This window comes from Paenibacillus sp. FSL W8-1187, from assembly GCF_037965485.1.
GTDB lineage: Bacteria > Bacillota > Bacilli > Paenibacillales > Paenibacillaceae > Paenibacillus_O > Paenibacillus_O pasadenensis.
In genome coordinates this window covers 1,809,533-1,834,492 of sequence record NZ_CP150181.1, presented here as the reverse complement: position 1 = coordinate 1,834,492, position 24,960 = coordinate 1,809,533, and the positions used below count along the sequence as shown (strand labels likewise).

Genomic DNA, 24,960 nt, shown 5'->3' with positions numbered 1-24,960 from the left:
CGGTTTTTCCGCGCAACTCCCTCCGTGTCTTCCCCTGCACGCCCGAGTTACTCGGTTTTTCCGCGCAACTCCCTCCGTGTCTTCCCCTGCACGCCCGAGTTACTCGGTTTTTCCGCGCAACTCCCTCCGTTTCTCCTCCTGCATGCTCGAGTTACTCGGTTTTTCCGCGCAACTCCCTACGCTTCGCCTTCTGCATGCCCGAGTTACTCGGTCTTTCCGCGCAACTCCCTCCGTTTCTCCTCCTGCACGCCCGAGTTACTCGGTTTTTCCGCGTAATTGCCTACGAACGCGCACCTCAAAGCCCTGCAACCCGAGTTTTTCGAGTTACAGGCTCGGATACGCTCTGCCCTGGTGACTGCAACCCGATTTTTTCGGGTTACAGGCTCGGATACACTCTGCCAGACGGCTGCAACCCGATTTTTTCGGGTTACAGCCTCGGATGCGCTCTGCCTGGCGCCTGCAACCCGATTTTTTCGGGTTAGAGGCTCGGATGCACTCTGCCCAGGAGCTGCAGCCCGACTTTTTCCGGTTACGGTCTCGGATGCGCGCCGCCGGGCAGCTGCAATCCGAGTTTTTCGAGCGATCCCGTGACGGACGATCGAGCGATGAGCGTCGATGTGATGGAGCGGACGCCTCTCAAAAGCGCCGCCCCCCTCTCCCTTTATCTGGATAAAGATGCTGTGGAGAGCGAACGCTATCCGCAAGGAGGTGAACGCAGATGAGCAAGTCCCAGCCCTTCGAGCCGTACCGATACGCCGAGCTTCCCCTCGTGGCAGTGGAAAGGATCCGGGAGCTGGAGCAATCGCTGTCGGACGGAGAAGGCCGCCCGGTGACGCTGATCGCTTTCGAACCCGAGCCGGAGAGCCAGGCTCCGAACGCCCGATAACCAAGCTAGAATGCAGTATTCCGATAGTTGGGAAAACCAAAAACCAAACCGCCTCGTCACCAGCGGTTTGGTTTCTATCCTTATTCATAGCCGTCAGCCGCTCAAGCTCCGCTTTTGTCTCAGGGTGTACGATGCTGGTGGTGGAGCCAAGCCCGCTTCCATCTCAACTCGAGGCTGCAAACGAGACTGCAACGTTACGGCCACACTCCGTTGTGCAAATCGGCGCAGCCGCGGTCGTCGGGCCAGACATAGACCCAGCCCTGACGGGCCGGATCGTCGAGATCCCGCGTCCAGATCCGCTCGTAGTCATTCGCCTCTTCCGGGCCGAAAAATTCCTCCAGCCGATCGCAGGCGGCCAAGCCGTCGCGCTCCAGCAGCAGCCACCAGCCCCGAACGGCCCGGTTCAAAGCGGAAAGCTCGCGGACAAGCGCGGGATAATGGCCGTCCGCCGCGTCGACGAGGCGCCCCCGCACCCGTCCCGGCCGCTGCGCAAGGACGAACGGAGCGACGACGCCGAAGTTGCTGCGTCCGGGCTGTAGCGTACCGTAGACAAACATCCAGATGCCAGAGGATGGGGACATCAACGAATGTGCTTGATCAGCCTGAGGCAGCGGAGCGGATGGAGCGGATGGGCCGCGAGCGGCTTGCGGATCGTTGCTCACAGGGCATGCGGGGCGATGTGCCTTCGAGCCGCCGGCCTCGGGGCATGCCCCGAGAGTGGCTTCCGAGCCGCCGGCCTCGGAGCAAGCGTCGAGAGGTGCTTTCGAGCCGCTGACCTCGGAGCATGTGCCGAGAGTGGCTTCCAAGCCGCTGGCCTCAGGGCATGCGTTGAAAAGGGCTTTCAAGCCGCCGGCTTCGGAGCATGCGCCGAGAGGTGCTTCCGAGCCGCTCGCCTCGGAGCATGCACCAAGAGGAGGTTCCAAGCCGCCGGCCTCGGAGCATGCGCCAAGAGGAGCTTCCGAGCCGCCGGCTTCGGGGCTTGCTCCGAGAAGGGCTTTCGAGCCCCTGGCCTCGGAGCTGGAGCGGCTGCGGCGAGCCTCCAGCACGCCGCTCATGGCTGCCAAGGCGCGCGCACGGCGACGCCGGCCGCCTCCAGGCCGGCGCGGATAAGCGCGGCCAGCTCGGCCGCGCCCGGTCCGTCGCCGTGCAGGCACAGCGTCCGAGCCGCCACCGGCGCGAAGCCTCCGCCCAAGGCGGGCGCCTCGCCGCGCAGCGCGATCGTCAGCGCCTGCTCCAGCGCTTGGGACGGCTCGCCGTGCACGGCGCCGGGCCGGTCCCTGCCGGCGAGCGAGCCGTCCGGCAAGTAGGCGCGGTCGGCGAAGCCTTCCGCCGCGAACGGCAGTCCGGCCGAGACGGCCGCGCGCTCCAGCAGTCCGCCGGGAGGGCCGAACAGCGCCAGCCCGCCCAGCTCGGCGGCAGCCCGGGCGACCGCATCCGCATGGGCCTGGCTGGCTCCGCAGCGATGATACATCGCGCCATGCGGCTTGATGTGGCGCAGCTCGCCGCCGGCGGCGCGCACGAACGCCTGCAGCGCGCCCGTCTGATAAAGGACGGCCTCGTACACCTCCTCGGCGTCCAGCGCCATCGCGCGGCGGCCGAAGCCTTGCCGGTCCGGGTAGCCCGGATGGGCGCCGACCGCCACGCCGGCTAGCAGGCAGCGCTCGACCGACGTCCGCATCGTGCGGGCGTCGCCGGCATGCCAGCCGCAGGCGATGCTGGCGCTCGTGATGGAGCCGAGCAGCGCGGCGTCATCTCCGAAGGCGTAGCTTCCATACCCTTCGCCGAAATCGGCGTTCAGGTCGATCGTCGGCTTTTGCATGCGGGATGGCCTCCTTTTCCCCTACATCGGGGGGATGATGCGGATCTCGTCGCCGAACGCGATGCGGCCGGGACGCTCCACCGAGCAGACGATGCCGCGCCGGCCGCGCGCGGCCTTCACGAACGCCTGCGGCAGCCGCTCCTTGGGAGCGACATGCCGCTCGACCTCCTTGCCGGCGTCGGTGCAGGGATGGTTCTCGCCTTCGCAGACGAGCCCGGCGCCGCTTGGGAAAAGCAGCCGCGAGCCTGCGGGCAGCTGCGTCAGCCCGGGATAGCCGGAGAGCAGCAGGTTGCCGCCGATCCACTCGGGATCGAGCGCCTCGATGCCCATCCGCTCCCGCGTCTCCTCCAGCTCCTCGCGCGAGAGGATGCTGATCTGCCGACGGTTGAGGATCTCGGTGCCGCGAGGATACATCGGCTGGCGGCTGTCCGCGCGGGACGTCACGCCGAAGTGGCGGTCGCCGCGGATTCCGCCGAACTCCAGCTCTGCCTCCGCAAGCTCGCGGGAGACGAAGCTGCCCGGCGCATCGGCCGTATACAGGCCGGCCACGAAGGCCGGCGACCCTTTCCTCTTGCCGGACTTGGCGCTGCTCGCAGCCTGCGGGTCGACGCCCGGCTGATCGTTGGTCATGTCGCTTTCCTCCTGTTCAAATGAAAAAATCAGCTGTCAGCGGCCGGCGCGCGGCGCTGCTCCTGCAAGAAGCGTTCGGTCCGAAGGCGCAGCGCGGCTTCGAGCCGGTCGAGCTCCCGCTGCTGCCGCAGCAGGAGGCGCTGCGCCTCCTCCAGCTCCACGCGGAGGAAGCGCGTCCCGTCGCCGGGCCGCAGCTGGCCGAGCCGCGGCAGGTCGGCGGCGATGACATGCAGGATGACGGGATAACCGCCCGTCGTCTGGCAGCCTGCCGCCAGCGCGACGGGATGGCCGCCGGGCGGGAGCTGCACCGCGCCCGGCAGCACGCCGTGCGAGCGCAGCTCCGCCCATCCGCTCGAGCTCGATCGGATGGGCGTCCGGGATGAGCCGGACGCCCATCCGATCGCTGGCGGGAGAGGCGGCGAGCCGCTCCCGCCACAGCCGCTCCCGGGCAGCCTGCGTCAGCTGCCCGTAAGCGGCTCCCGGCACCGCGCGCAGCACGGCGGTGCCGGAGCCGTCGGCTCCGCCGCGCGCCACGAGGCGCGGCGCGAGCCACGGCGCGGCGGCGGGCAGCCTCCCGCCGCCGCCGGCCTGGGCGGCGCGCTGCGCGAGCGCCGCCAGCAGCGCCGCGCCGCGCGCCGAAGGCTCGCCGCGGCGGAGCGCCTCGCCGGCGGCAAGCCGGCGGCCGATGCCGGCGCGTTCATCGCCGCCGGCCGCGCCACAGGCCGCCGCCCCCGGCGCGGCGAGGCCGCCTGCGGCGGCCAAGTAGGCGCGGCAGCCGGAGCGCGCCGCGCCGAGCGAAAGCGTGCCGCCCGCCGGCAGCCAGACGGCTCGGCCCGCAGGCACCGGCACGCCGTCCAAGTCGGCCGGCATGTCGGCGCCGCAAATCGCCGCGAGCACGCCGTCCGGCGCGTCGACGCGCATGCGGACGCCGCCGAGCGCCAGCTCCAGCGCCGGCGCGCCGCGCGAATTGCCGCACAGCAGATTGGCTGTCTGCAGCGAGACCGCATCCATCGCGCCGCCGGCCGGCATGCCCTGGGCTCGCAGGCCGGGACGGCCCAGATGCTGCAGCTCGGCGCCGAAGCCGGGGCGGATGATCGTGAACGCCGCTTCCTTCGTCCTCATCCTCATCCCTTCCTTTCCGCGCTCATGACCTTCATTGTAGCTCATGCCGGCTCCAGCTTGCCATCCCGCGCCTCGACCTCATCGACTGGCCCCGCGACCAGCTGCTTGGCCGGCAGCCCGTTCCGCTGAAGCGCTTCGGCTGGCCTGTCCGCATGAAGCCACGACAGACTTCCATTCCCTCCGCTCGCGGCTCCGCCTGCCGCTCAGCCGCCCCGCTCCTCGTCCATCAGCCGCCTCATCTTCTGCCCAGCCGCCCGCTCCTCGTCCATCAGCCGCCTCATCTTCCGCTCAGCCGCCCTGCTCCTCGTCCATCAGTCGCCTCATCTTCCGCTCAGCCGCCCGCTCCTCGTCCATCAGCCGCCTCATCTTCCGCTCAGCCGCCCCGCTCCTCGTCCATCAGCCGTCTCATCTTGCGCTCCGTCGCCGTGCCTTGAGCGGGCGTGTAGATGCTGACGCGCAGATCCGGCTGTCCCTGGGCCTGCAGGCTCGTCAGCTGGAACTGCATCTTGCCCGCGCGGGCGTGGCGGAACTCCAGGATCACCTCCGGCGCGGCGCTGACGCGGCTCTCCTCCCAGAGCGGGGCGAAGCGGGCGTCGCGCCGCTCCATCGCCTCGATGAAGCGGGAATACCAGTCGTCGTCGGCATACCGGCCGTAGTAATAGCGGAACAGCGCCAGATAGCCCCGTACGAACTGCTCCCAGTTGACGGCGAGCCGCTGCAGCTCCGGCCGGGTGAACAGCAGCGTGATCATGTTGCGCTCCTCCGTGGGCACCGAACCGAAGTCGAGAAAAACGCGGGCCGCCGCCTCGTTCCAGCCGGCGATCCGGCAGCGGCGATCCGAGACGATCGCGGGACAGCCGGCCAGCTCGTCCAAAATCCGCCCCAGCGGAACGGGCAGCGCCGCCGGCTCGTCGGACGCGCTCCTCTCCGGCTCGCCGCCCTCTGCGGCGTCGCCCGCCAGCGCGGCCATGTACCGCTTTTCGTCCGCATTCAGCCGCAGCGCCTTCGCCACCGCGTCGAGCACCGAGGACGAGACGCGGATGTCCCGTCCTTGCTCCAGCCAGGTGTACCAGGTCGGGCTCACACCGGCCAGCTGCGCGACCTCCTCCCTCCGCAGCCCCGGCGTCCGCCGCCTCCCCCCTGCGGGAAAGCCGTGCTCCTCCGGCAGCAGCGCCATCCGGCGCGAGCGCAGAAATTCCGATAGAGCCTTCAGCCTCTCCTGTCGGTTCATGCCCTTCCTCCTCGATCCCATTACTTCTTATCCTAGTATAAACAACAACTTGTACCAGCATAAGAGCTGTGCGAAACTGCGCTTATCCGCAAGTTGCAAAGGAGATGGAGCATGATGGAGCTTTACACGAACGCCGCCCCGTCCAGCAAGGAGCATCGCGTCGTCATTACCGGCATGGGAGCCGTCAGTCCGTTCGGCGCCGGCGCCGAGACGTTATGGACCGCCCAGGCGGAAGGCCGCTCGGGCATCCGCCGCCTGCAAGAAGGCGGATGGCCGGAGGAGTGGCTGGAGCAGGCCGACGAGCGGGCGATTGCCGGCCTCGTGCCCGATTGGGACGGAGAAGCCCGGTTCGGCCGCAAAGAAGCCCGCAAGATGGACCGCTTCGTGCAGTTCGCGCTCGCGGCGGCCGAGGAAGCGCTCGGCCAGGCCGGACTCGGCGAGGGCCGGCTCGTGCCGGATCGGACGGCCGTTTATGTCGGCTCCGGCATCGGCGGGCTCGGCACGCTCATGGAGCAGGCGCGCGTGCTGGGCGCCCGCGGCCATAGCCGCGTCAGCCCGACGCTCGTGCCGATGATGATCGCCAACATGGCCGCCGCGGAAATCAGCATCCGCTACGGCCTGACCGGGCCGACGCTCTCGCCGGTGACCGCCTGCTCGATCGGCAACACGGCGATCGGGGAAGCGATGCGCCTGCTGCGCGCCGGCATCGCCGATGTCGCCGTCGCCGGCGGATCCGAAGCCGCCGTCGTCCCGATCGCCCTCGCCGGCTTCGGCAACGCGACCGCGCTCGCTTCGTCGGGCGGCGATCCGGCGGCGGCCAGCCGTCCTTTCAGCCGCAGCCGCTCCGGCTTCGTCATGGCCGAGGGCGCCGGCATCGTCGTGCTCGAGACGCTCGCCCACGCGCTTGCGCGCGGCGCCGAGCCGCTGGCCGAGGTGCTCGGCTACGGCGCGACCTCCGACGCGTACCACCGGGTCGCGACCGAGCCGACCGGCCGCGGCGCGGCGGCCGCCATGCGGCTGGCGCTCGCCGACGCCGGCCTGGAGGCCGAGCGCGTGGACCTCGTCTGCGCCCATGCGACCGGCACGCCGGCCGGCGACCTGTCGGAGAGCCGGGCGATCCGCAGCGCGCTCGGCGAGCGAGGCGGGAGCGTGCCGGTATTCGCCGGCAAGTCGATGACCGGCCATATGCTCGGCGCATCAGGCGGCGCGCAGGCGATCACGCTCGTCCGCATGCTGCGCGAGGGACTGATCGCGCCGACGCTCAACCAGGAGGAGCCCGACCCGGACTGCGCCTTGACCGTCCCGGCCGCCCCGCGGCGCGAGAGGCTGGCGGTCGGGCTGTCCAACTCGTTCGGCTTCGGCGGGCATAACGCCGTCATCGCGCTCGGCCGCTTTGAAGAAGGCTGAAGGAGGCTGCTAAGCGGCGGAAGCCGCTCATGCCGACGACAGTCATCCGCTGCTCGCTTTCCGTTGCCGCCTTCCCGCGGCCATCGGCCGCCGCCACGGGACGCCATCGCCGAGCGGCATGAAAAAAAGCGGCGCCGGGCGCCTCTCGGGCCCGATGCCGCTTTCTGAAGCGGGGCTGAATGAGCCTCGCTTTTTCGTTATTCCATATGGTCCTCGATCGCCTTCAGCAGGCGCTCCGATCCGTCCTCGACCCGCTCCGATTCATGAGAGAGCGAAGCCTCCATGACAGCTCCGTAAGCCCAGTTGCCCTGCGGCATGTCCGGGAACAGCGGCTGCACGCCGGCAAGCGGACCGCGCCGCAGCATGCCGTTGATGAGAGCGACCGCCTCGTCGCGCCGGATCGGCTGGTTCGGACGGAAGCTTCCGTCCGGGTAGCCGTTCAAATACTTGCCGACGCGCAGCGCCTCGATCTCCTTTTCGGCCCAGTGGCCGGCCGTGTCGAGGAAGCGGCTGCCTGCAGGCTCTCCCGGCTCGAGGCCGAGGAAGCGCGACAGGACGACGACGAGCTCCGCGCGGGTCACAGGCGCGTCCGGCCGGAAGCGGCCGTCCGTTCCTCCCTTGAAGTAGCCTTTGGCGGCAGACTCGCGGATGTAGCCTTCCGCCCAGTGGCCGCTGCGGATGTCGCGGAAGGAGCCCGCCTTCGCATCATCGGCCGGACCGTCGGACAAGCGCGCCGTGACAGCGGCGACCTCCGCCCGCGTCAGCGTCTGTCCGGGCTTGAACTCCCCGTCCGGATAGCCGCGGATGTAGCGCGAATGGAACAGCGGCTCGAAGCGGTCCGAGTACAGCTTGAATTTGGCGACCGACTTCGCGGACGCATCTCCCGAGAAGAAGGCCGCGGTGATGTCGGCGTCCTTTTCCTTCGCATCCAGGCGCGGCCAGCGCACGGTCAGCTGCAGCTGGCCCGTCTGTCCGGCTGCGAGATCCTTGACGCTCCAGACCGCCTTCGCGCCCTCGATGGCCGCGCCGTCGGCGCGGACGAAGCTTGCGCCGTCAGGCAGGACGACCTCGACGGTTCCGCTTGCCATGCGGTCGGAACCGCTGTTTTTGTAGGTGACCGTCAGCAGCGACTCGCTCTCCTCGCGCACGACCATCTGCTCCGAGGCGATCTCCACCGCCAGTCCGGTCCGTGCCGGAGGCTGCGGAGCCGGCGCAGACAGCGGGCGCAGCTGAAGGTCATGCTTGACGATGTCCCATTCGACCGATATGACCGGACTGCGGTACGTCTCGTAGCCGGCCTTGGAGACGACGAGATAATAGTCCGTCTCCGGGTAGACCATGTACGCGTAGAACCCGTTCTTGTCGGTCATCTGCAACGGACTGGCGTTGTCGTTCGGCTCGAAGCCGACCAGCGCGGGCAGGACGACGCCCGACCCGGCAGCCTTGCCAGCGGCCTTGTTGCGGCCGGTGTCGGCGTAATGCAGCATGACCGTCGCGCCTTCGATGACGGCTCCGGTCGAGGCGTCGCTTACCGTTCCGTACGGATCGACCAGCTGCGTGAGCAGGTTGAGCTCTCCGTCCGCTTTGACATGAGCCTGGCCTACGCTCAGCACCGCCTGCACGCCGGGCTCGAACTCATACCGGATCTCGAAGGCGTACGAGCCGACCGGCAGGCCCTCTGTCGAGAAGACGCCCTGGGCGCTCAGCGGATGAGCCTTCGGCGCCCCGCTGCCGTCCGTGACGTATTTTCCTTGGCTGTCCTTGAAATAAACGCTGGAACGGCCGGCCGTCTCCGCATCCAGCTTCGCCGTGCCGCCGTCCGGCTGCTTGAGCAGAACGATGCCGCTGACCGTCTTTTCGGATTCGAAGGATTGCTCCCCCGTTCCGTCGGCATGGCCGACAACGGCTTTTTGCGTATAGGTGACCGGAGTCGGCACGCCGCCGATCTCGATGAGCTGCGTAACCGCCAGCTCGTAGACCGCGTCTCCCTTAGGCACCGCCAGCGAATAGCGTCCACGCTCGTCCGTCGTCGTCGAGGCTTCAAAATCGACGCCAGGCTCGATGACGCCGTCGCCGTTCAGATCCAGCGCCGCCCGGACGATCGCTCCTGCGACCGGCGCATTGGAGCTGCCGGAGGTAAGGACGCCTTGAATGCGGGCAGGCAGGAACGTCAGCTCGATCCCTTTTTCTCCGGCCAACCCTCGTACGAGATCCAGCACCTTGGCCGTAACCGGGATCCGCTGCTCCGCCGTGCCGCTCATCGCCGCCGAACGATAGACGACGCTGGCCTTGCCGTCCGCTCCGGTCACGGCAGTCACGCCGTCCGGGAACGAACCGGCTCCGGCCGCGAACGAGACGGATACGCCGCTCACCGGACCGCCACTCTCGTCCGTCACGGCTGCAGTCAGCACGGAAGTCGAGCTACCGTCGCCGACGATCCGGTCGGGATCCGCGGTCAAGGCGATGCGGGTCGTCAGCACGGTGATCCAGTTGTCCGATCGGCGCGAGGCTTCTTCGTTTGAGATCAGCTGTCCAAGCGGACCGTAAGCGGTGAATGCCGCCTCATGCTCGCCTGCCGCGGCTTGCGGCAGCAGGAAGCCCTCCTTCTCCCACCGCTTGACCCCTTCCGCCTGGCTCGTCGACGGATTGATCCAGACCAGCTCGGTTTCCGCTCCTGCGAGCGATGCCGTTACTTTTTCCGCAGCCAGCGACGATACCGCGGACAGCCGGACCGGGTAGCCCGGCAGCGCCGTCATGCGGCTCGGATCGCCTTGCGGCTTGTCTCCCGCCCAGCCGTCGAGCGCCTTGTGGATGATGATCGTCGCCGTCGCAGGCTCGCTGACCTGTCCGCTCTCATCCACCGCGACGTAACGGAAGCTGTCCGTGCCGCCGACGAAGCTTTTGTCCGGCGTGTAGATCCAGCCGCCCCGGTCCGAATCCACGTCCGGAACGAGCGTTCCGCGGGAAGGGCCAGAATCCGGAACAAGCCGGTAGACGAGGCCGGTCACCGTCTCCTGGTCGGTCCCGGACGGAATCAGGCGGAGCTCCTGGACCCCTTCATTGGCCAAGGCGAAAATCCATTCCGCCCTTGGAATGCCGTCGTAGGCGATCCGCAGCAGCGAAGGCTGCTCCGCCAGCTGCTTGCCGTCGAACGGACGCCACGGGATGTCGACCGCCGCGCCGTTGGCGAGGCCTGGCGCCGGCACGAAGCGAAGCGATTCCAGCGCCAGCGCGGGCACCAGCGTGCGCCGGCCGGGCTCGGCGTATACGGTTTCCGTCGTGGACGGGTCCGTATAGCTGAGCGTGCCTTTCGCCGCGAAGCCGGCAGGCAGGTCGAACGCGGCGCTATGGAAGGCGTCGCCGTCCTCGTCGCCGTACAGCGCCGCGAAGCTGCTCCCTCCGCCCGGAGCCGCGAAGCCGATCGGCGCTCCCATCGGCCCTGTCCGGCTCAGATCGGCGCCGACAGGCGGCGTGTTGATCCGGATGTGGACGGTTTTGTCCGCTGCGGCGTACAGCTCGCCGTCGCTTCCGTTCCAGCGGAATTCGGCCGTGCCCGTCGCGCCGGCCTCCGGCTGGAACACGAGGCGGTCCAGATCGGCTGCGGCGATCGGCATGCCTGCGACGATCGGCACAAGCGGCGCATCGGCACGCTTGAGGTACAGCTTGCCCTTGGCCGGATCCGGCAGCTGTGTCACCATGATGGCGGCCAGCGGCTGCTGCTCCGGATCCACATAAGCGGATGCCTGCGCGAAGTCGGTCCGGCTGAAGGAAAGCGTCTCGCCCTTCAGCGCCGGCTTGCTCAGCGACTCCACGATCGGAGCGCGGTTGACGCCGAAGCTCGCTTGGCCCGGCTTGGAGGCATATTTGCCCTCGGCAAAGCCGGTCCAGCCGAATTCGGCTTCCCCGTCGGTGGTGGAGGCCGGACGGAATCCGAGCTTGGAGACGTTCGCGATCGCGATCTCCTTGCCGATATCGGCGGCGCTCAGCGGAACGCCGTCGTACATCAGCTCGCCGTCCTGCGGATCGGGGAGCGACGCGATGCGGATCTTTTCCAGATTGGCTCCGTTGGCCAAGGCGTCAGCGCCCTCGACGCCGTTCGTCTTGAAGAAGCTGGAACGGAAGTCCTCCGCCGCGAAGACGGACGACGGCTTGCGGAAGTCCTCCGCCAGCATCTGGATTTCCGAGGTCGGGATATCGAGCAGATGCTGCACCTTGCCCGGATTCGGGTTCGATCCGTTGCCTCCGCGATCCTCGAACAGGATCAAGTTGATCCGATAGTCCTCGCCGAGACGGATGTCCGGGTTCTCGAGATCAAGGCTCCAGCGGCCCGGCTCGCCCGGATCCACGCTGGCGACCCGCTTGCTGTCGAGAGCGAGGTTGACCTCGCGCACCGTCCCGTCCGCATCCGTGACCTCTTGGATGACGTTGGCTTCGAGCGAGAACGGGCCCTGGTATCCGGCCTTGCCCAGAAAAGCCGAATCAATCGAGATTTTCCCGTTCTTGACCGTGATGCCGGCGCTCGAAAATTCCGCCTTGTCCCGGATGCCGCCGTCCACGACGAGCTGCGCCCAGTCGATCTCGGTCACCCAGCCGGCGTTCAGCCTGCTCGACTTGAAGTAGTGGTGGATGGATGCGCCGACATACTGGTCGCCCAGCTTGATCCTGTCCGGATCGACCGACAGCACCGTCGTATTCCACTTCTCGTTGGCTCCGGACAGAGCTCCGACATAAGCGGATTGCTTGAACTCTTTCTTGTAGGAGGCCGTCGCGCTGCTCCAGCCGCCGGTCGTCTTCCACGGCGTGTAGGGATTGCCAAGCACGATATCCTCCGGCTTGTCCGACAAGTAGATCCGATCCCATTCGCCTGTCGAAGTGCTGTCCGTCCCGTCATACTCGTCGACATCGTACGCCCGTATGAGCAGCCTGGCGCTCTCGGCCGGAAGCTTGTCGACGTTCTCGATCTTGAGCTCGATCGGGTACAGCGCGTGACCGTTGGAGATGCGGTTGGTCGCGTAGTCGAGATCGCCGTCCGGCGCGCTGCCGGCGGCGCCTCCTCCCCAGTTGTCCGTATCGGTGAAATAGGTTCCGCCGACCGAAGCTTGCGCTCGGACGCCTTGAGGCGCCGGAAAACCGGACCCGAGCAGCACGGCTGCTGCGGTCAGGGCCGCTATTCGCGGCCTTGTTTTGCTATGAATGAAAATAACGTACTCCCCCTTTTTCTTTCTGACGCCGTTTTTTTATCGGCATCTAGATCGAAAATATGAAGAAATACCTATAATTTCTTAGACTTTTGTCCTAATTCGGTCCTAATTCCGTCCAAATGTCATCTCTCCACCGGAACGAACCGCACCCGGTCTCCGGGGGCGAGCAGCGCGGGGCGCTCGCGGCCGGGATCGAACAACAGGACGTCGGTCCGTCCGATCAGCTGCCAGCCGCCCGGCGACTCCGACGGATAGAGGCCGGTCTGCGCGCCGCCGATGCCGACCGAGCCGGCCGGAACGCGCGGCCGCGGCGCATCGAGCCGGGGCTGCGCCAGCTCCGGCGGCAGTCCGTCGAGATAGGGAAAGCCCGGCAGGAAGCCGAGCATGACGACCCGGTAAAGCGGCTTGGAATGCGCCGCGATGAACGCGCTCGGCGTCATGCCGCTGCGCCGCGCCGCCTGCTCCAGATCGGGCCCGTGCTCGCCGCCGTAGCGCACCGGGATCTCGATTGCGGCCCGCTCCGCCGCCTCGGGGAGCGGAGGCAGCGCGGCCAGCCGATCCTCGATCAGGCGCTGCGCCAGCCGCCACGGGACAGCGCCCTTCCGGCCGCGCTGCAGCCGCACCGGATCGTAGACGGCCAGCACGCTCTCATAGGCTGGCACCGCATCCTCCAGCCACTCCCAGCCTGCCGCCTCCAGCCAGGCCGCGGCATGGGCCAGCAGCCGCTGCAGCGGCTCGCCCTCCGGCGGCGCCGAGCCGTCCTCCGGCGGGAGCAGCAGCAGCGCCCGGTCTCCGGCCGGCTCGCAGCGCAGCGGCGGCTTGCGCAGCCCGGCAGCCGCGCCGCTCATGACCGCTTCGGACGGCCTCTCCCGCTCGCCTCCCGCCGGCTTCCGCTCCCGCTCGTCGCGCCCGCTGCCTATCGCCATCCGCTCCCGCTCGTCCCGCTCGCCTCCCGTCGCCATCGGCTACCCCTCCGCTCGTTCTCCTGCGTTGTCGGCATGCGGCGGCAGCCTCCCGCCGCCTCGCCTGCCGGCCCGTCGATCACATTCCTTCATTATCTTCGCCGCGCCGCGAAGCTGTCAACGAAGCCCGGCGGAGGACGCCTCGCCCCCGCGCGGCGTTCTCCGCCGGCGGCGCGCTCCGGCTCCGGATGGTATACTGCTTTCTATAGAGAAACTTTTTGCGCGAGGCAGTCGTTGATTGCACAGGAGGCTCACATCTACATGCTTACCGCCTGCAAGCTGGGAAAACAATACAAGACGGGCTGGGCGCTGCGCCCGCTTACGCTGGAGCTCGGCCCCGGCCTCCACGGCCTGCTCGGCCCGAACGGAGCCGGCAAGTCGACGCTACTGCGGCTGCTGGCCGGCATGCTGGCGCCGACGACCGGCGACGCGCTGCTGCGCGGCAGCTCGGTCCGCGACTTCCGCCGCAGCGGCAGCCGCATCGGCTACCTGCCGCAGAACATCCGCGTGCTGCCGCAGTTCTCCGCCCGCCAATGGCTGCTCCATGCCGCCTCGCTGCAAGGCGGCGGCTCGCTCGCGGAGCGCCGGCGCAAGGTCGACGAGGTGCTCGAGCAGGTCAATCTGCTCGGCGAGGCCGATCTGCCGGCCCGCCACTATTCGTACGGCATGACCAAAAGGCTCGGCGTCGCCCAGGCGCTGCTGTCGGCCGGCGATCTGCTGATCGTCGACGAGCCGACCGCCGGCCTCGATCCCGAAGAGCGCATCCGCCTGCGGCGGGTGCTCGCCGAGGCCGCGGCGACGCGGGTCGTGCTGCTGTCGACGCATGTGCTCGGCGACATCGGCGCGAGCTGCCGCGAGGTGATCGTGCTCGGCGAAGGACGGCTGCTGTACCACGGCAGCACCCAAGGGCTCGCCGGCTTCGCCGAGGACCGCACCTGGGCGTGGGAGACGTCGGAGAACGAATGGCGGCGCATGCCGCTGGGCGGGCTGCTGAGCGCACGGCGCACGGAGGAGGGCATCCTCTGCCGCGCGCTGAGCGACCGCCCGCCGTCGCCGTTCGCGGAGCGCGTGGAGCCGACGCTGGAGGAAGGCTATCTGAGCCTCATGAACCGCCAGCCCTCCGGAGGTCCGGCATGATTCCGAACGTGCTTCGCCAGGCGGCGATGGAGCTGCGCTCCCTGCTGCTGCTGCGCTGGACGCTGCTGCTGCCGGCCGCGGCCTCCATCTGGATGCTGCTGCACACATGGCGGCTGCGGCCGGAGTCGTCGCAGGACATCAATCTGTACGCGTCCGACACGCATCAGATGCTGCTCATGCTGACGACCGCCATCCCGCTGCTGCTCGGCGTGCTGCTCATGCGGCGCGACCTGCTCCATCCGTCCGCCGAATGGCTATTCCGGCTGCCGCTGCCCGCCGGCGGCTGGATGGCGGCCAAATGGCTCGCCGGCCTGGCCTACATGACGCTGTACACGCTCGCGGTCGGAGCGGCGTACGCCGCCTCGGCGCTGCGGCACGGCCTGCCCGCCGCCTCGATGGGGCGGCAGCTCGCCCTTTACGGACTGCTGTACGAGCATGCCTTCGCCGTCTCGCTGGCGCTTGGACTGTTCCTGGGCGTGCTGCTGCCGCTCCGCTTCTCGCTGCCGGCGGCGTTCTGCGCCTGGGTGTTCGGCTCGCTGTTCCTGCAGGCCTACATCCGGCCGGTCTACGAATGGAGCTGGCTCAAGGCGTTCTACCTGCAGCCGCTGTTCGAGAACAGCCTGCTCGGCAACGAGGTCTGGTCCTGGCCGCTCGCCCGCGGCGAGCTGCTGCGCATCATGGGCTTCGGCGCCGCGTTCTCGCTGTTCCTGCTCGTGGCCGGCGCGGCGCTGCTCGGCCGCAGCAAGCCGCCGCTGAACCGGCGGCGGCCGTGGCTGCTCGCGCTCGTCGCGATGCTGGCCGCTGCAGGAGCATTCGCGCCGTTCGCCTCGCTGGAGGCGGCCCGCGACGTCCATCGCGCGCAGCTCGAGCAGGCGGCGGCCGGCCCGGACGAACGGCTCGATCCCGCCGCCTACCGCTTCCGGCTGGAACGGATGGACCTGCGGCTCGAGCTGGCCGGCGACGGCAGTCTCGTCGCCGAGGCGACGCTCGAGCTGCCGACCGAAAAGGGCCGGCTGCTGCCGGCCGAGCGGGGGCGGACGCTGCGCTACAAGGAGCCCGGCATCGTGTCGCTGCTGCTCTATCCGTCGCTGCAGGTGCGGTCGGTCCAGCTGAACGGCGTGCCGATCGCCTGGGAGCGCAAAGGCGACAGCATCCGCTTTCCCGAGCTCATGCTCGATCGCGGCCGGCCTGTCCAGACGGTGGAGATCCGCTACGGCGGCCGGCTCGACGAATGGCTGAGCGGGCCGGGCGGCAGCGAGAGCTATCTCGCCTTCCTCCGCTCCGATGCGCTCTACCTGCCCGCCTCGCTCGGCTGGTACCCGCTGCCCGGCGGCGACACGCTGCTGGCGCTCGACGAAGACGGCAGGCTGCTCGACCGCCCGTCGTCCGCGCTGACGCCCGGCGCCGCCTACGAGGTGGAAGCGTCCGGCTTCCGCGCTCCGCTGTTCGGCACGCTGCCGGAGGAGCCGTCGGCGGACGGAGCCGTCCGCTTCCGCGGCGTCTCCGGCGCGGGACTCACGCTCGTCGGAGGCCGCTTCGAGACGGTCCGGCGGGAGGGCGAGGCGATTCGGATCGTGACGACGCCGGGCAACCGGGACGAGGCGGAAGCGTTCCTCGAGCGCTTCGAGCGGCGACGCGAAGGATTGGAGGAGCTGGCCGGAGCTCCGCTCGGCGCGGTCCGGCAGCTGTTCTTTTTCCCGATGCATCTGATCGGCGCGCCGGTCGAGGCTCCGAGCGTGAACCGCTCCTGGCATGCGGAGAACGACACGCTGTTCATCCCGCAGACGGAGCATCGCAATCTCGACGGCTACGCCGAGGACGCGCTGAGCGACCTGCTGCTTTTCGGCGACGTCGGTCGGGGAGAAGCGATGGCCCGGGAGAACGCGCTGGAGGATCCTTCCGGCAGCGAATCCGTTGCCTTGGCGATCCGCTCCGCTTATGCTTATCTGTACAACAAGCAGCGCGGCCCGGACGAGCCGTACCGCATCGAGGCGGAGGAGCTGCCGGCATGGAGGTCGATGCGCGCCTTGATCCAGGCCGCCTACGACCGAGGCCATGCCGCGCTGGCCCGCGAGGTGCTGGAGCAGTTCCGCAGCCGCGGGCTCGCGCTGCCGGAGCCGCCTCGCAGCGGAGCCGGCGAGCGCATGGCCGCAGCCGCGCCGCCGTACGTGACGGTGGACGAATTTATGAAGGAATGGCGCGCGCGCATGCCGGACGACCGCTGGCCGCCGATGACGGACGATGAAGGAGGATGACCGCGTGACGGTGACGGATGAAGAATTGGTCCAAGGAATGATGGACGGAGACCAGGCGAGCTTCGAGGCGCTGGTCCACCGCTACCATGCTCCGCTCTCGGGCTTCCTGCAGCGCCAGCTGAAGGATCCGGGGCGGGCGGAGGATATCGTGCAGGAGACGTTCCTCAAGCTGATCCGCCAGCTCAAGGACCGGCGCAGCCCCGACAACGTGCAGGCGTGGCTGTACCGGGTGGCGATGAACCAGTGCCGCGACTATTGGAAAAGCTCCGGCTACCAGACCGACCGCAACCGCTTCGGCGAGCCGCCGGAGCGCAAGGACGAGCGGCCCTCCGTCGTGGAGATGGCCGAGCGCTCGGAGACGCGCCGCGAGATCCGGCAGACGCTCGAGGAGCTGCCGCAGGTGCAGCGCGAGGTCGTGCTGCTCCGCTTTTATCAGGATCTCAAGCTGCAGGACATCGCCGACGCGCTCCAGCTCCCGCTGGGCTCGGTGAAGACGCATCTGTACAAGGCTCTGCGCCGGCTCAAGACGAAGCTCGGCAAGGAGCAGAAAGCCCCGATGCGGGCGGAAGGAGGGGAACCGGATGGAATTGCCGAACGATAAGGAACTGAAGCAGCTGGAAGAGGAGCTTCGCGGTCCCCTGTCCTCGCTGCACGCGCGGCCGGTGACGGCCTCGGATACGGCGCGCCTGCTGGCGTCGCTGCAGCCCGCCTTCGACGGGCTGCGTCCGGAGCTCTCCGGCCGAGGCGTGCCGGACTGGATGGGCGGCAGCGTGCCGGACGCCCGCCGGCCGACGCTGCTCAAGCTGCTGCGCACGCAGCTCGGCGCGTATTCGCGGGCGTACTGGCTTGCAAGCCTGGGGGTATTCCTCATGCTGATGTACATCCTGCCGTACGGCTCCGGCGAGGAAGGCTCGTCGATGCTGAGCGAGGTGAGCGCCAAGCTGTCGCTGTTCCTGCCGATGATGTTCCTCTCCGGCCTGCTGTACAGCTTCCGCAGCTGGAACCGCGAGATGCGCACGATCGAGAGCATCACGCCGTATCCGCCCGCGCTGCTGCTGATGGCCCGCGTCATGATCGTCGGCGGCCTGAACGTGCTGTTCGGCGTGGCGGCCTCGCTCTATCTGGCGACGCGCATGGAGCAGTTCCCGGTGCTGCCGTTCATCCTTCAGTGGATGTCGCTCATCCTGCTCATCGCCGGCGGCGCCGCCTACGTCATGCTGCGGGCCGGGGTCAAGAGCTCGTTCGTGATCGGCTCGCTGTTCTGGATGGCGTGGAACGTCATGGAATACGTGCTGCGCATGCCCGAAAGCGGCAGCTCCGCGCCGGAAACGATCCGCACCGCCATCTACTGGCTCTGCCTTGGAGCCGGCGCGCTCATGATTTCGATGGCGTACCGCCGCAGCCTCGTCATCAAGCGGGTCGTCTAAAGGAGGCCCGCCGATGATCGAGCTGAGCGGCGTGCGCTGGGAGCGCCGGGCCGGCGTATTCACGCTGGACGTCCCCCGGCTGCTGCTGCGCGAAGGCATCACCGTCATGGCCGGCGCCAACGGCTCCGGCAAGTCCTCCTTGCTGCAGCTGCTGGCGACCGCCGAGTTTCCCGACCAGGGCGGCATCCGCTACGGCCTCATGAGCGGCGACCGCGATCTGGCGGCGATCCGCTCGTCGATCGGCTATGTGCCGACCGGGCTGGAGCTGTACGAGGACATGCGGATGGAGCGGCTGCTGCGCTATTTGTCCGAGCTCAAAGGCGAGGCCGGCCGCGCGGAGACCGACCGGGTCATCGGGCTGTTCCAGCTGGAGCCTTACCGGCGGCGCGCGATCAAGACGCTGCCGCAGGGCATCCGCCAGCGGATCGCGCTCGCGCAGTCCGTCATCGGCTCGCCGGACTACCTGTTCCTGGACGAGCCGCTCAACGCGCTCGACTCGGTCGAGCGGCTGCGGCTGATCCGCTTCCTCGCCTCGTACGCCCGCGGCCGCGCCGTCGTCGTCTCCACGCATGAGCTCAACGAGTGGGAAGCCTGGGCGTCCCGCATCCTGTGGCTGGCGGACGGCAAGCCGCAGTTCCACGGCACGCCGCAGGAGTGGACGTCCGCCCTGCCCGGCTCGGTGTGGGGAGGATCGGTCTCGCCGGAGCGCTACCGCGAGCTGCCGCCTGGCGACCTGCTGCAGGTTCGGCCGGAGCTGGACCTCTGGAGCGTGCGCCTGCTCGCAGCGGACTGTCCCGGGCCGGAGTTCGCCGTCCAGGAGCCGACGCTCGAGGACGCGTACTTCCTGCGCTCGCGGGCGCGGCTTCGAGAGGAGCAGACCCGCATCAACACAACTCTACAGAACGATCATAACGACATGTAAGATCAGTTAATGGTAGAAAAAGGGCTGCTCTTGGTGAATTATGTTAAATATTCACTAAGAGCATCCCTTTATGCTACTTACGAAGTATTAAATTGCGATTGTTCGACTTAAAATATTCGTTTCGAATTTTCAAAGAACTATTTCGGCATAAATAATTTTTCTCCAAATCTAGTTCTTAGCTCGTTTTGAATACTTAATGCTTCCTCCTCACTTGATCCCGTAACAACAAAATAATTGCTACTCTCATCCTCATCATTAATCCAAACATTTATTTTATGAAATTTTTTGTCAAACCAAATGACATTCGAAGACACTATGCTAAACGGTTTTTTTGGACTTAAATACATTAATGAAGCCATTCGTACTCCATCTTTTTCTTTAGTTATTATTAATTCGGTTTGATTAGTCTTTGATTCATTATAAGAGTCAATAAGAATATTCCCTTTAAATGTTGACTTACCAAATAGAGAATATTTCAAATCTCCTTTGATGTGAATTTTTGTTTTACTAAAAAAAGATGAGTTTTCCGAATCCATAACTATTGCATCTCGTTTAACATCTATATTTTCCGAGAATTTAAAGAAAACAAAAAAAAGAACAATTACAACGGTAACGAAAAGGGATTTCTTATATTTCAAATTAATCATCCTTTTTTAAAAAAAATTTCGTTTAAATGAGATAATATAAAATTTTAAAAATATTCTTTTTATAAATAGTAAAATTGGATCTCGCTTGAAAGCATTGTAATGGGTATTCGACAAGAAAAGCCTTGATTAATTGGATAACGTACGTTATCACTATTCCAAGTATCAAAACTCCTTTACGAATGCAATTTTTAATTTAATCGTTTAAACAGAGTCCGAGAGTTCAATCCCAATGCTGTTAAGCGGTTTTGAGATAAATGAAGCATGGTGTCGTAAACAATGTCGTGCTTCACAAGTCTTATTAAATTCGTATAAAGGTTTCAAAATTTCATTGCCAGAGTCAACTTCTCTTCTCAAGAACTTTTTATTAATTATTCGGTAAAGCAGAAGAAACTCTGATTTAATTTATCCGCAACTTTTCCAGAAAAAATTCAATAGATAAAAACCCACTTAAAGGAAGTAGATTTGAGAGAATGTTCCTTATTCTAAGTGTAGCATAATTAACAACTGATTTTAAGCTTCACTTTTCTACAACGAAAAATTAGTCTTTATAATGCGTTAAAAGGCCCTCTCTTTAGAGGACCTTTAAGAACTAAGTAATCGAACCTGGGACACTTGGATTAGTTCCGTGAATTGTAGTGGCTAGCTTATTTTGAATGGTTCTCATTTCAAGGGAAAATAAATAAGCATTTTTTGGTGCATAAGGGCTTAAATAAGCAGCTATAGCAGCGGAACCATTTCTATGATTATCAGGCCTTAAATCATATGTTCTTGAACCCATACCGATTTGAGCACTTTCCACAGCACCGGTCGATTTCTTATAATTGAATGAGAGCGTATTCCATGATAGTGTCCCTGCCATTGAAGATGAAACAAAGCTCATTATTTGCTGGTTATCTGATTGTCCAACTTTTTTCACATACATAAAATCGACATTCTCATACCAAAGATAAGAGTAGTTTACCGAAATATTTTCAATAACTGTAGTTTTCGAAAAATTAGAATCAGTAACGAAATCTTTCACATAATCATAAACGGTTAATCCGATATTTATCGGTAGACTAATTGTTTTAGCAGCATCTTTAGCTACTGTTGCAGCTAAATTCGTCGCTCCAGCTTGAAAGGAATTATCTGACTGAATTATTTTTCCATTGGCTCCTTTTAGACTAGAGTTTTGACTGTTAGCTTCTGCTGTAAGATGCTGTACTTCATAAGTTATCCCATCTTTAACCCAATTTTCGCGATAACTAGTCCAAGCAATATTCGATTGAGATGGTATGACCACATACGGACTTATTCTGTCATAATTAGACAAATTATTAATTTTCATTTTCACTTCTTGATTGCTTAAGAATTCCACACCTAATTTCTGCATCTCATTTCCAAGACGGTTCCATTCCATTAAAAACCCTGGTTTCTCTTCAGCTAAAACTATCGCTCTCTCTGCCATTAAATCACTAATCATTTTGTTTCTAGCAGGTATTTCTTGCGAATATAAATTAACAGAATTCACTTGCTCCCTTGGTTCTAATGAAACTATGTCTTCGCTTGTCGCCGCATTACTAATACCACTAAAACTTGTAGTGATAGAAACTAGACTAGCTACTATTAAGAGCTTACCCTTCACCTTCATGGTATATCTCCTTTTATTTGGGATATTATTAATATTAACATTTTAAACCAAAAAAAACAGGGACAAAAGAACCAATCCAATAATAGGTAATAATAGCTGTTGATATATCCTTAAAATAAATTAACAAGACTTTGGTACCAAAGAATACTGGAATATGCATAATCGGCAGCTTGATTCTTCGAAAGCTCTTGGCTTGAGGTGCCTTGCATCAGTCTAGAAAGACTTAGTTACCTTTAGTGACTGTCGATTTAATGTGGACAGGTCCATTTCACATTAAAAAGTTGACTTCAGGAAAACGAAAAAAAGGCTGTCCCGTACGATCCGGCTTCATGACCGGCATCGAGGGGAACAGCCTTTTTGCTTTTGCTACTTGGAGCCGGCTTGGTCAATCAAGCCGGCGGCGATGAGCAGCCGCTGCACGAGCGCAGCCGTCTCGGCGCGGGTGATCGGCCGCTTCGGCTCCAGCCCCTTGCCCGAGCCTTGGACCAGTCCATGGCGCAAAGCGGCCGCGAACGCATCCTGCGCCCATAGGCTGACCTGGCCGCCATCCCGGTGCGCAGCCAGGGAATCGGCGCCTGCACCGCTGGCGTCCATGCCTGCGATCGCCATCGCTCGGGCCAGCATCGTCAGAGCCTCCTCGCGGGTCACGCTGCGGCTCGGGTTGAACGAGCCGTGCCCGTCGCCCTGGACGAGGCCGTACGCCTGCGCCGCCGCGATCGAGCCCGCATGCCAGACCGCTGCGTCGACATCGGCGAACGGCGAAGCGGCGGAGCTCGGAGCGAGGCCAAGCGCACGCACGAGGATCGAGGCGATCTCGGCGCGGGTGACGGCCGCATCCGGACGGTAATGCTCGGCGTCAACGCCGCTGACGACCATCCGCGAGGCCAGGTCGTTCACGGCCGGCTCCGCCCAATGCCCTGCGACATCGGCGAAGGCGGCGGGATGGTAGACGAGCGCGTAGGCGCTGTTCGTCAAGCTGTTGACAATCGCGTATTGCGCCCCGTCCCGCATCTCGATGAAGGTCGGCACATGCCGGACCGTACCGTCCTTGCCGATGACGACAGCGGTCGTGATCTTGGCCGGATCCGCGCCTTGCGGCAGCGGCAGCTCGCGCTTCACATAAGAGCTGAAGCGGTCGATCGCGACGCTTTTGCCGTCAAAGGCAGCCGCCGCCTCGAACGTCACCGGCGCCGCGGCGACGTGGAAGCCTTGACGAAGGCCGGCTTGCCGCGCCAGCTCGGCTGTCGCCGCATCGCTTTGGACGACGTCGATCCGCAGCAGGATCTCCGACAGGCGGTCCGCAGCGCCAAGCCGCGCCGCCAGGCTCGCGATGTCGATCTGTCCCGCCGGCAGCGCGTAGGTGCCGCTCGGCGCCTGCACCTGCAGCTGCGCCTTGCGGGCGGCCATCGCCTGGACGACATCGCCGGTCAGGCGGACGGATACGCCGTCGACCGGCTCGTTCGCGGCGGGGATCGCCATTACGGCCCCGTCAGCCGCAGCCGCCAGCTGCTCCAGCAGCTGCGCGCGGTTGACGGACGCGACGAGAATCGTCTGGCCGTTCGTCTGCTCCGTCGCCGCCTGCACGAGCTGCCCCTTCGGCTGGCCGTTCACCGTCATGCTCAGGCCGGGAGAGGCCGTCGGCGTCGCTGTCGGTGTCGGCGTCGCTGTCGGTGTCGGCGTCGGCGTTTCGACCGGAGTCGGGGTCGGAGTCGATGATTCCACCGGCGTTGGCGTCGGCGTCGGCTCCTCCGTCGGCTGTTCCGGCTGCGGCGTTTCCGTTGCTTGCGCTCTCTGCACGCTCACCGTATAGATGAGCATGCTGCCGTCCTGCGCGCTCACCCGGATCTCGATGACGTTGTCGCCTGCCGCCAGAGGCAGCGCGGGCGAGGCTCCCCCTCCGCTCAAGGCATGAGGTCCGCCCGTCAGCTTGCCCGTTCCATCATACACGCTGACGGCTACGGTGCCGTACACCGCATCCGCCACGCTCGGCGTGACCGTCAAGCTGGAGATCTCGCTGGCCACGCTGGCCGAGTACCGGGTCGTGCCGCTCGAGAAGGCCGGGCTCAAGTCTCCTGCCGACAGCGACAGGCTTTGCAGATCGGCATTGCTCGACTTCGGCGTCTCGATGACATACGAGAACGTCACGACGTCGCTGTCGAGCAGATTCGGCCCTGCCGCGAACGCCTTCACCGTCACGGTCTCGCCGGGAGCGCCGCTGACGGCGACTGCCGTGCCGGCGGCGCTGGCCGTCGTCGGCTCCGTGCCGTCGGTCGTATAGTAGATGGACGCGCCCGGCGTCGTCGTCGAAAGAGCGATGCCGCTGCCGTCCGCCACGACGGAGCCGCTGGCCGGATCGGCTGTCGGCGCGGCCGCCTTCCGGCTCACCGTGACGTTGATCGTGCGGGCAGCCGAGCCTCCCGCTCCGTCGCTGACCGTGACCGTGAACGGGTCCGTGCCGAAATAGCCTGCAGCCGGCTCGTATTCGATCGCATCGGCCGGCGTCAGCCCGGAGCCTCCGCTGGCAGCGACGCCTTGGCCGAGGCTGACGGCTCCATGAGTCGGCGCTGTCGTCAGCGTCCAGCTCAGCGTCTGCCCGCTGTCGCTGTCCGTGACCTTCAGCAAGGATCTGACATCCGTCGGCGAAGAGTCCTGCGCGACCGCAAGCGCCGTCTGGCTGCCCTCGAATACCGGAACGGTGTTCTGGCCGAGCGTCTTCACGAACTGCCCCTGCGCGTCGAACATCAGGATCGACCTATGGTTGTCGCTGACATAGATGGTGCCGTTTCGGTCTGTCGCCACATGGTAAGGGGAGGTCAGACTCGGGGCTGTCAACGTCATGTGATAACTGCCGTCGCTGTTATACACCTGCACCCGCTTGTTGCCGCCGTCGGCGATATAAAGGCGATCGTCGCGGTCGACATGCGCGCCCCAAGGCTGATTGAAATGCATGTTGTCCGTGCCCGGTTTGTCCTTCTCACCGATCGTCTTCTGATACGTGTACTTGTCCTGACTTTTATTGTATGTGTATACCACTATCGTGTTTCTCAATACTTGGGAGATGTATAACGTTCCCTTGGAATCCGCCGCGATTCCTAGCGGCCTGTAGTCTACATCGGGATAGCCGAAGAGCTGCTTATAGCCGCTTCCGTCCGTATTAAAGCGGTAGATCATGTTGTTGTGGTCCGTCACGAAGACATGTCCTAGGCCGTCCAGCGCGACAGACTCCGACACTGCGCTGGCTGGAAGAGCAAGGCTGCGGAGATAGCTTCCTTGGCTGCTGTACACCTGGATGCGCTTGTTGGAAGTATCCGTTACATAGATTTCTCCCGTCGCAGCATCGACTGCTACCGTCGTCGGCGTATCCAGATGGGCGTTGTCCGCCCCTCTGATCCCCGTTTCGCCCAGCGTCATCGACAAGCTCTCGTTTTCGTTGAAGACCTGAATTCGATGATTGCCTATATCCGCGACATAGATGCGTCCGCTGCTGTCCGTCGCGATGCCGCGAGGACTTTTCAGGTCCCAGCCCGTGCGGACGGCACCGAATGCCGTCGGCACGGCGGTGAAGAGCATCGCGATGACGAGGAGAAGCGATCCCCATTTTTTCATTCGTATTCCCACCTTGTCCTTGAGTGATTGCGTTCCGCCTCGTCCAGTGTAGCAGGGCGATTCTCAACACTTTCACAA

Annotated in this window: 17 protein-coding genes and 1 pseudogene; 7 read left to right on the top strand and 11 right to left on the bottom strand. The window is 64.4% G+C overall.

The genetic code is table 11. The annotated features are described in order from the left end of the window. Positions 1 to 718: 718 nt before the first annotated feature. Positions 719 to 886, top strand: coding sequence for a hypothetical protein (locus NYE40_RS07990; RefSeq protein ID WP_153783173.1), 168 nt, complete (start codon positions 719 to 721; stop codon positions 884 to 886). A 194-nt stretch (positions 887 to 1,080) separates the two neighbouring features. Here the strand turns inward: NYE40_RS07990 and NYE40_RS07985 are convergent, their stop codons facing one another. The 6 genes and pseudogenes from NYE40_RS07985 to NYE40_RS07960 form a co-directional block, all read right to left on the bottom strand. Further along, positions 1,081 to 1,467, bottom strand: a complete 387-nt coding sequence (locus NYE40_RS07985) for a gamma-glutamylcyclotransferase family protein (protein ID WP_028599902.1) — start codon at positions 1,465 to 1,467, stop codon at positions 1,081 to 1,083. Between the two features lie 470 nt (positions 1,468 to 1,937). After that, positions 1,938 to 2,705, bottom strand: coding sequence for a 5-oxoprolinase subunit PxpA (locus tag NYE40_RS07980; RefSeq protein ID WP_028599903.1), 768 nt, complete (start codon positions 2,703 to 2,705; stop codon positions 1,938 to 1,940). Positions 2,706 to 2,726: 21 nt separating this feature from the next. Then, positions 2,727 to 3,335, bottom strand: a complete 609-nt coding sequence (locus tag NYE40_RS07975) for an MOSC domain-containing protein (RefSeq protein WP_084137440.1) — start codon at positions 3,333 to 3,335, stop codon at positions 2,727 to 2,729. A gap of 29 nt (positions 3,336 to 3,364) precedes the next feature. Then, a complete protein-coding gene (locus tag NYE40_RS07970; RefSeq protein ID WP_339280036.1) occupies positions 3,365 to 3,643 on the bottom strand; it encodes a hypothetical protein in 279 nt (92 codons plus the stop codon). A gap of 103 nt (positions 3,644 to 3,746) precedes the next feature. Next, positions 3,747 to 4,346, bottom strand: a pseudogene (locus NYE40_RS07965) (allophanate hydrolase subunit 2 family protein); the annotation flags it as partial. Between the two features lie 484 nt (positions 4,347 to 4,830). Further along, on the bottom strand, positions 4,831 to 5,688 hold the full coding sequence (locus tag NYE40_RS07960; RefSeq protein ID WP_339279749.1) for a helix-turn-helix transcriptional regulator: 858 nt from the start codon (positions 5,686 to 5,688) through the stop codon (positions 4,831 to 4,833). Positions 5,689 to 5,799: 111 nt separating this feature from the next. On the opposite strand from NYE40_RS07960, the gene NYE40_RS07955 reads away from it, so the two are divergent. Further along, positions 5,800 to 7,095 carry a beta-ketoacyl-ACP synthase II gene (locus tag NYE40_RS07955; protein WP_339279748.1) on the top strand — a complete coding sequence of 432 codons (1,296 nt, stop codon included), beginning with the start codon at positions 5,800 to 5,802 and terminating at the stop codon, positions 7,093 to 7,095. A 197-nt stretch (positions 7,096 to 7,292) separates the two neighbouring features. Here NYE40_RS07955 and NYE40_RS07950 read toward each other — a convergent pair whose 3' ends face one another. After that, positions 7,293 to 12,242, bottom strand: coding sequence for an S-layer homology domain-containing protein (locus NYE40_RS07950; protein ID WP_339279747.1), 4,950 nt, complete (start codon positions 12,240 to 12,242; stop codon positions 7,293 to 7,295). 176 nt (positions 12,243 to 12,418) lie between these two features. Continuing rightward, the gene (gene pxpB, locus NYE40_RS07945) at positions 12,419 to 13,258 is read right to left on the bottom strand and encodes a 5-oxoprolinase subunit PxpB (RefSeq protein WP_339279746.1); all 840 of its coding nucleotides are present in this window, start codon (positions 13,256 to 13,258) and stop codon (positions 12,419 to 12,421) included. Positions 13,259 to 13,519: 261 nt separating this feature from the next. On the opposite strand from pxpB, the gene NYE40_RS07940 reads away from it, so the two are divergent. The 5 genes from NYE40_RS07940 to NYE40_RS07920 are packed head-to-tail and all read left to right on the top strand — an operon-like array spanning position 13,520 to position 18,999. Beyond that, complete coding sequence (locus NYE40_RS07940) at positions 13,520 to 14,395, top strand: ATP-binding cassette domain-containing protein (protein WP_339279745.1); 876 nt, start codon at positions 13,520 to 13,522, stop codon at positions 14,393 to 14,395. Further along, positions 14,392 to 16,650, top strand: a complete 2,259-nt coding sequence (locus tag NYE40_RS07935) for a hypothetical protein (protein WP_339279744.1) — start codon at positions 14,392 to 14,394, stop codon at positions 16,648 to 16,650. The genes NYE40_RS07940 and NYE40_RS07935 overlap by 4 nt, the downstream gene beginning before the upstream one ends. Positions 16,651 to 16,654: 4 nt before the next feature. Then, complete coding sequence (locus NYE40_RS07930; protein ID WP_228551354.1) at positions 16,655 to 17,251, top strand: RNA polymerase sigma factor; 597 nt, start codon at positions 16,655 to 16,657, stop codon at positions 17,249 to 17,251. Next, positions 17,232 to 18,077 (top strand): hypothetical protein, encoded by an 846-nt coding sequence (locus NYE40_RS07925; protein WP_028599909.1) that lies wholly within the window; start codon positions 17,232 to 17,234, stop codon positions 18,075 to 18,077. The genes NYE40_RS07930 and NYE40_RS07925 overlap by 20 nt, the downstream gene beginning before the upstream one ends. Before the next feature lie 13 nt (positions 18,078 to 18,090). Beyond that, the gene (locus tag NYE40_RS07920; protein ID WP_052333455.1) at positions 18,091 to 18,999 is read left to right on the top strand and encodes an ABC transporter ATP-binding protein; all 909 of its coding nucleotides are present in this window, start codon (positions 18,091 to 18,093) and stop codon (positions 18,997 to 18,999) included. A 137-nt stretch (positions 19,000 to 19,136) separates the two neighbouring features. Here NYE40_RS07920 and NYE40_RS07915 read toward each other — a convergent pair whose 3' ends face one another. The 3 genes from NYE40_RS07915 to NYE40_RS07905 all read right to left on the bottom strand — a co-directional run bounded on the left by NYE40_RS07915 (position 19,137) and on the right by NYE40_RS07905 (position 24,882). Then, entirely contained in the window at positions 19,137 to 19,637 is a 501-nt protein-coding gene (locus NYE40_RS07915; RefSeq protein WP_127464568.1) for a hypothetical protein, read from the bottom strand. 598 nt (positions 19,638 to 20,235) lie between these two features. Continuing rightward, positions 20,236 to 21,276 (bottom strand): hypothetical protein, encoded by a 1,041-nt coding sequence (locus tag NYE40_RS07910; protein ID WP_127464569.1) that lies wholly within the window; start codon positions 21,274 to 21,276, stop codon positions 20,236 to 20,238. Positions 21,277 to 21,642: 366 nt separating this feature from the next. Further along, a complete protein-coding gene (locus tag NYE40_RS07905; RefSeq protein ID WP_028599910.1) occupies positions 21,643 to 24,882 on the bottom strand; it encodes an S-layer homology domain-containing protein in 3,240 nt (1,079 codons plus the stop codon). Positions 24,883 to 24,960 lie beyond the last annotated feature (78 nt).

What these genes read in the sequence shown, in the direction of transcription:
- NYE40_RS07990 (WP_153783173.1), top strand. Translation starts at nt 719, where the DNA reads ATGAGCAAGTCCCAGCCCTTCGAGCCGTACCGATACGCCGAGCTTCCC.
- NYE40_RS07985 (WP_028599902.1), bottom strand. Translation starts at nt 1,467, where the DNA reads ATGTCCCCATCCTCTGGCATCTGGATGTTTGTCTACGGTACGCTACAG.
- NYE40_RS07980 (WP_028599903.1), bottom strand. Translation starts at nt 2,705, where the DNA reads ATGCAAAAGCCGACGATCGACCTGAACGCCGATTTCGGCGAAGGGTAT.
- NYE40_RS07975 (WP_084137440.1), bottom strand. Translation starts at nt 3,335, where the DNA reads ATGACCAACGATCAGCCGGGCGTCGACCCGCAGGCTGCGAGCAGCGCC.
- NYE40_RS07960 (WP_339279749.1), bottom strand. Translation starts at nt 5,688, where the DNA reads ATGAACCGACAGGAGAGGCTGAAGGCTCTATCGGAATTTCTGCGCTCG.
- NYE40_RS07955 (WP_339279748.1), top strand. Translation starts at nt 5,800, where the DNA reads ATGATGGAGCTTTACACGAACGCCGCCCCGTCCAGCAAGGAGCATCGC.
- pxpB (WP_339279746.1), bottom strand. Translation starts at nt 13,258, where the DNA reads ATGGCGACGGGAGGCGAGCGGGACGAGCGGGAGCGGATGGCGATAGGC.
- NYE40_RS07940 (WP_339279745.1), top strand. Translation starts at nt 13,520, where the DNA reads ATGCTTACCGCCTGCAAGCTGGGAAAACAATACAAGACGGGCTGGGCG.
- NYE40_RS07935 (WP_339279744.1), top strand. Translation starts at nt 14,392, where the DNA reads ATGATTCCGAACGTGCTTCGCCAGGCGGCGATGGAGCTGCGCTCCCTG.
- NYE40_RS07925 (WP_028599909.1), top strand. Translation starts at nt 17,232, where the DNA reads ATGGAATTGCCGAACGATAAGGAACTGAAGCAGCTGGAAGAGGAGCTT.
- NYE40_RS07920 (WP_052333455.1), top strand. Translation starts at nt 18,091, where the DNA reads ATGATCGAGCTGAGCGGCGTGCGCTGGGAGCGCCGGGCCGGCGTATTC.
- NYE40_RS07910 (WP_127464569.1), bottom strand. Translation starts at nt 21,276, where the DNA reads ATGAAGGTGAAGGGTAAGCTCTTAATAGTAGCTAGTCTAGTTTCTATC.
- NYE40_RS07905 (WP_028599910.1), bottom strand. Translation starts at nt 24,882, where the DNA reads ATGAAAAAATGGGGATCGCTTCTCCTCGTCATCGCGATGCTCTTCACC.